This window comes from Mycobacterium sp. (assembly GCF_035653355.1).
Lineage (GTDB): Bacteria > Actinomycetota > Actinomycetes > Mycobacteriales > Mycobacteriaceae > Mycobacterium.
In genome coordinates, this window is the sequence record NZ_DASRBZ010000661.1 from 1 (window position 1) to 5,340 (window position 5,340).

Consider the following 5,340-nt stretch of genomic DNA (forward strand, 5'->3'; position numbering starts at 1 on the left):
AGTCGACGGAGTTGTTGCCGATGGCATGTCCCGAGCAGAACCCGTTGCCGTTGGCCTTGACGACCAGGACCTTGACGTCGTAGTCGCGGTCCGCGTCGGCCAGGGCGGCGTCCATCTCCTCGACAAGTTTCTGGTCTTGCGCGTTGGCCTTTTCGGGCCAGTTCAGCGTGATGCGCGCGATGGCGCCTTGCTTTTCGTAGATGGTCCGCTCGCGAGTTTCCCTCAGATCCATGCCCTCTCCTCTGATTTGATCACGCCGATCTCCGCGCCGATGTCGTAGGTGACGCCCACTTCTGCCGTCCACTGAACGATGCCCGATGCACCGGCCTCGATCTCTTGTTCGGCCTTCTCGGTTGCGATGACGTAGATGGGCGCGCCTTCCTCGACCTGTTCGCCGTTTGCGACGAGCAGCTCGACGAGTTCGGCCTCGGACACCGCGACAGAGACCCGCGGGATGCGAATCACGAAGTCACCCACGCGCGCTCACCGACCGAAAGGTGCGCTGCGCCGCGGTGACGATCCGCGCCAGCGACGGGTACACCTGGGCCTCGAGCGCGGGGGTTGCCGGGTTAGGGACGAATCTGGCACCCACCCGTTCGATGGGTGCAGCGAGCTCACCGAACAGTTCTGATTGCAGGATGGCCGCGATCTCGGCGCCGGGGCCGCAGAACTGCACGGCGTCGTGTACGACCACGACCCGGCGGGTGCGGCGGGCGGACTCGCACATGGTCTCGACGTCGAGTGGTACCAGCGTGCGCAAGTCGACGACCTCGGCGCCGATGTCTTGCTCCTGCAAGGTCGCCGCCGCTGCGAGTGCGTCATGCACGCTGCGCCCGTAGCTGATCAGGGTCACGTCGGTGCCGGGCCGCTTGACCTCGGCGCGACCGAGCGGGATGGAAAATCCGGGATCGACAGGGACCGAACCGCGTTGGCTTTGCAGACGGATGGTTTCGACGAACAGGCACGGATCCTCGTCGAAGATCGCCGACGTCAGCAGGCCTTTGCCGTCCCGTGGAGTGGACGGCACGATCACCTTCATCCCGGGAATATGCATGAACCACGCCTCCAGGGTTTGGGAATGTGTTGCACCAGTGGCCAGTCCGCCGTAGACCTGGGTGCGCACCGTGATCGGGGCCGTCGTGCGTCCGCCGGTCATGAATCGCAGCTTGGCGGCGTTGTTGATCAACTGGTCGGCAGCGATCCCGATGAAATCCATGATCATGATCTCGGCCACCGGCAACAGGCCGTCGATCGCCGCACCGATCGCTGCCCCGACGATCGCGGCCTCCGAGATCGGCGTGTCTAGCACGCGGTCGCTGCCGTATTTCGTCGATAGCCCCGCCGTGGGGCCGGTCGCGCCGGGATCGGCGATGTCTTCACCCAGCAAGAACACTCGCTCATCGGCCTGCAGCGCCTGGTCCAGCGCGAGGTTCAGCGCCTCGCGCATCGTCATCTCTTTCTCGTCCATGCCCGGCTCGCTCATACCGGGAACCCGATCGGATCGGCGTACACGTCGCGCTCGAGATCCTCGACCGTGGCCGGCTCGGCGCTCATGACGCTCTGCAACGCCGCTTCGACGGTGTCGGCGACCTCGCGCTCGATCCGGTCGAGCTCGTCGTCGCCGCAGATGCCGGTTTCAGCGAGATGACCGCGGAACCGCGGCACGGGGTCGGCCGCCATCGCAGCCGCAAGCTGATCCTTGGGGATGTACGGCATCCGGTCACCGAAGTAGTGACCGCGGAAGCGAAACGTCACGCACTCCAGCAACGTCGGGCCGTCGCCGCGCCGAGCCCGGTCTAACGCGTCGTCGAGCGCCGACTTCACCGCGAGCGGATCGTTTCCGTCGACGCGGACGCCCGGGATGCCGTAGCCGGCGGCCCGATCCGCGATGCGCTCGAGCTTCATGGTGTGTTCGGTCGGCGTCATCTCGGCGTACCGGTTGTTCTGGCACAGCAGCACCATCGGCAGGTCCCACAGCGCGGCCATATTCGCCGCCTCGTGGAACGAACCGGTGTTGGTTGCGCCGTCACCGAAGCTGACTACGGTGACCCGGTCGAGTCCTTTGCGCTTGGCCGCCATCGCCAGCCCAACGCCCACCGGCACTCCGGCACCGACGATTCCGGTCGAGAGCATGACACCCTTGTCAGGCTTGGCGATGTGCATGGTGCCACCCTTGCCGCGGCCGGCGCCGACGGTGCGGCCCATCATCTCGCCGTAGATCTCTTCGAGCGGAACACCTTTGCCGATCAGATCGTGCAGCCCACGGTAGGTCGTCACCAGCTGGTCGTCGTCCCGTAGCGAGACACCGATCGCCGCGGCGACGGCCTCCTGTCCACGCGAAGGCCAGTACACGCACATGAACTCGCCGGTGCCGATGCCCTTGGACAGGCGGTCGTCAGCGGCCTTCATCAGCACCATCAATTCGTAGATGCGCCGTTGGGTGTCCGCAGGCACCGCCGCCGACGCCGCCGGTTCCATCACACCCCCGACCAGGGTTTGACTTTGAGGAAGCCACCCGCGTCCACGCGCAGTTGCTGGCCGGTGATGTAGCGGGCGGCGTCGCTGGCGAGAAACACCACCGCCTCGCTGATGTCCTCGGGTTCGACGTAGGGAATCGGCATCGCTTGGATCAGCGGGAACGACAGCTCCGCCTCTTCGCGGGTCGGCTGCTGCAGGTCGGGCCGGAAAGCCCGGTACATCGGCGGGCTGTGCAACATGTCGGTGTTGCAATTCGTCGGATGGATTGCGTTCATCCGGATGAACTTCGGCGCCAGTTGCAGCGCGAAATCGTTAACGTAATGTGCAACAACCTGTTTCGCGAAGGCATACCCCGCTCCGCCTGGGCCGCCGTCGATGCCGCTGGTGTTCATCGACGCCATGAACGCCGCTACGGATCCGGTCACGATGATCGACGCGCCGGCCCGCAGATGCTTGAGGCTGGCGTGCACGAGGTTAATCACGCCGACCAGGTCCACGTCGACGGCATCGGCGAAGGCCTGTGGTGGCAGTCCCGCCGTCAGTGGGCAGATGCCGGCATTGGCCACCACGATGTCCAGCCGGCCGAACTCGGCGACGCCACGATCGATCGCCTCGGACAGGGCCGCCCGGTCGCGAACGTCGGCGACCGCGGTCAGCGCACGCTGCCCTTCTTTCTCGACGAGCCTCGCCGTCTCGTCGAGATCCTCCGGCCGGGCCAGCGGATACTCGTTGGTTTCGATGTCGGCGCAGAGGTCTACAGCGATGATGTCGGCGCCCTCCGCGGCGAGCATCCGCGCATGCGAACGTCCCTGACCACGCGCGGCTCCACTGATCAGCGCCACCTTGCCCGTCACCCTGCCCATAGCCGGTCCCTCCTGAAGACTCTCACCAACGACTCAGGCGCCCAACGTCATTCGTGCTCACCCGACGACGCATCGGCGCAAGGTTTGAACCACTGCCTACCCAGTCCCTGTGCTCGCCGCACTAACCCGGCCGGAAACGGGGTCAAGGCGAACCTTCGACTTCATCGCATCTCTTCCACGAAGCCGCGCCGCGGCAGTACCGTCTGAGGGATACTTATAGTATCTAGAATACTTAAAATAGAGAAGACACCGACGGCAATGTGCGGGTTCGGAGATTTCTTTTCGGAATGGCCCTTGCATTCACCAGCGATTCGAGCTGAGCGGAGGATGGTCAGAAATGTCAGGCGTACTCAGTGGCGTCCGAGTCGTTGAGCTGGCGTCGTGGACCTATGTGCCGGCCGCTGGTGTGGCGCTGGCGGACTGGGGTGCCGACGTCGTCAAGGTCGAGAGCGTCGCCAGCGGCGACCCGGGCCGAGCACTCGTCATCGGGGGATTCACCCGGCAAGCCGCCCGTGCCGATACTGACTTCATTCTTGAGCTGAGCAACCGCGGCAAACGCAGCATCGCATTGGATCTCAAGACCGATACCGGTCGCGAGATCTTCGGCCGGCTCCTGGCACAAGCCGACGTGCTGCTCACCAACTGGCTACCCGCAGCGTTGCAACGGGCCCGCCTGACGGTCGAGGACATCCGCGGCTTCAACCCGAACATCATCATCGCCCGCGGAACGGGATTGGGTGTGCGCGGGCCCGACCGTGACCGGGGCGGATTCGATGCTGCCACCTACCTGGCTCGTGGCGGAGTCGCCTACACGCTCACACCGTTTGGAACCGAGCACCCCGCCGTTCAGGGCCCGGCCTTCGGCGACCTGCAGGCCGGAATCACGTTGGCCGGTGGCATCTGCGGTGCACTGTTTCATCGGGAACGCACCGGCGAGCCGACGATCGTGGACTCCTCGCTGTTGGCGCAGGCGATGTGGAGCATTGCGCCCTCGATTTCGGTCGCCGACCTGTTCGACATCGACGGAATCCCCGGCGCACCACCCGGATTGGCAATAAACCCGCTCGTCAACAGATACAAAACCAAGGACGGCCGCTGGATCCAGTTGGTGTTTCTTCAGCCTGACAAGTTCTGGGCCGGCTTCTGCGAGCGGATAGGCCTGCCCGAACTGGCCACTGACGAGCGCTTCGTACCGTCGTCGAACCTGGTGGCCAACACAGCTGCGGCGACAGAGCTGATAGCTGCCAAATTCGCCGAATACGACCTCGACCACTGGCGCTGGGCGCTGGCCGACGAACCGGGAGTGTGGGCCCCGCTGGCCACTCCGCGCGAGGTGCTCAATGACCCGCAGGCCAAACCGAACGGCTATCTGGTCACCAACAGGGACGACCAAGGTGTCGACTACGAAATCGTTGCCGCCCCAGTTCAATTCGATGAAATACCGCCGCCGCCTGCCCGGGCGCCCGAGCACGGTCAGCACACCGAGGAAATACTGCTCGAGCTCGGCTATGACTGGGACGACATCGTCAAGGCCAAGGACAGCGGCGCAACTCTCTAGAGTCAGGTGGATTTGCCGTGCCGAACCTGCTTGAACGGCACGCCGCGATCAGCGGCGTATTCCCGTGGGAAGCCCAGCACCCGTTCCCCGATCACATTGCGGGCCATCTCCGTGGTGCCGCCACCTATGGCGACTGTCTGCCGTGACAGATAGCGCAGCCCGTGCTCCAAACCTTCCCCCTCTCCGCTGACTACACCGGCCTTACCCGCAATCGCCAGCGCGGTGTCCATGTCCAAAGTCACGGTGTCGGAGTGGAAGAGCCGGATCAAGGTGCCGGCTGCCGGCGGCAGCGTGCCCTCGAGGACGCTGCGGTACACATGCTCGGCAAGCTGGTCGCTGACCACGCGGTGCACCAGCACTCGGCCGGCCATCTCTCGCACGCGTTCGTTGTCGCCCTGTCCCGTGTTGGTGGCCAGGACGACGAAATCCACCGGTGTCGAG

General features: G+C 64.9%; 7 protein-coding genes. 1 reads left to right on the forward strand and 6 read right to left on the reverse strand.

Features of this window, described 5'->3' with window-relative positions:
* The 5 genes from VFA16_RS22600 to VFA16_RS22620 form a co-directional block, all read right to left on the reverse strand.
* Window positions 1–232 (reverse strand): enoyl-CoA hydratase-related protein (locus VFA16_RS22600; protein ID WP_324969981.1); only part of this gene is annotated, 232 nt, incomplete at its 3' end.
* On the reverse strand, window positions 223–477 hold the full coding sequence (locus tag VFA16_RS22605) for a lipoyl domain-containing protein (protein WP_324969982.1): 255 nt from the start codon (window positions 475–477) through the stop codon (window positions 223–225). The genes VFA16_RS22600 and VFA16_RS22605, both read right to left, overlap by 10 nt.
* Entirely contained in the window at window positions 470–1,468 is a 999-nt protein-coding gene (locus VFA16_RS22610) for an alpha-ketoacid dehydrogenase subunit beta (RefSeq protein ID WP_324969986.1), read from the reverse strand. Before VFA16_RS22610 ends, VFA16_RS22605 begins: the two co-directional genes overlap by 8 nt.
* Before the next feature lie 11 nt (window positions 1,469–1,479).
* On the reverse strand, window positions 1,480–2,478 hold the full coding sequence (locus tag VFA16_RS22615; protein ID WP_324969987.1) for a thiamine pyrophosphate-dependent dehydrogenase E1 component subunit alpha: 999 nt from the start codon (window positions 2,476–2,478) through the stop codon (window positions 1,480–1,482).
* Window positions 2,478–3,341 carry a mycofactocin-coupled SDR family oxidoreductase gene (locus VFA16_RS22620; RefSeq protein WP_324969983.1) on the reverse strand — a complete coding sequence of 288 codons (864 nt, stop codon included), beginning with the start codon at window positions 3,339–3,341 and terminating at the stop codon, window positions 2,478–2,480. The genes VFA16_RS22615 and VFA16_RS22620 overlap by 1 nt, the downstream gene beginning before the upstream one ends.
* Before the next feature lie 337 nt (window positions 3,342–3,678).
* Here VFA16_RS22620 and VFA16_RS22625 point away from each other — a divergent pair, with 337 nt between their 5' ends.
* Window positions 3,679–4,899, forward strand: coding sequence for a CaiB/BaiF CoA-transferase family protein (locus tag VFA16_RS22625; RefSeq protein ID WP_324969984.1), 1,221 nt, complete (start codon window positions 3,679–3,681; stop codon window positions 4,897–4,899).
* A gap of 2 nt (window positions 4,900–4,901) precedes the next feature.
* Here VFA16_RS22625 and VFA16_RS22630 read toward each other — a convergent pair.
* Window positions 4,902–5,340 (reverse strand): acyl-CoA dehydrogenase family protein (locus VFA16_RS22630; protein ID WP_324969985.1); only part of this gene is annotated, 439 nt, incomplete at its 5' end.

Bases quoted from the DNA above. Each gene is read 5' to 3' on its own strand.
- VFA16_RS22610 (WP_324969986.1), bottom strand. From the start codon at position 1,468: ATGGACGAGAAAGAGATGACGATGCGCGAGGCGCTGAACCTCGCGCTG.
- VFA16_RS22615 (WP_324969987.1), bottom strand. From the start codon at position 2,478: ATGGAACCGGCGGCGTCGGCGGCGGTGCCTGCGGACACCCAACGGCGC.
- VFA16_RS22620 (WP_324969983.1), bottom strand. From the start codon at position 3,341: ATGGGCAGGGTGACGGGCAAGGTGGCGCTGATCAGTGGAGCCGCGCGT.
- VFA16_RS22625 (WP_324969984.1), top strand. From the start codon at position 3,679: ATGTCAGGCGTACTCAGTGGCGTCCGAGTCGTTGAGCTGGCGTCGTGG.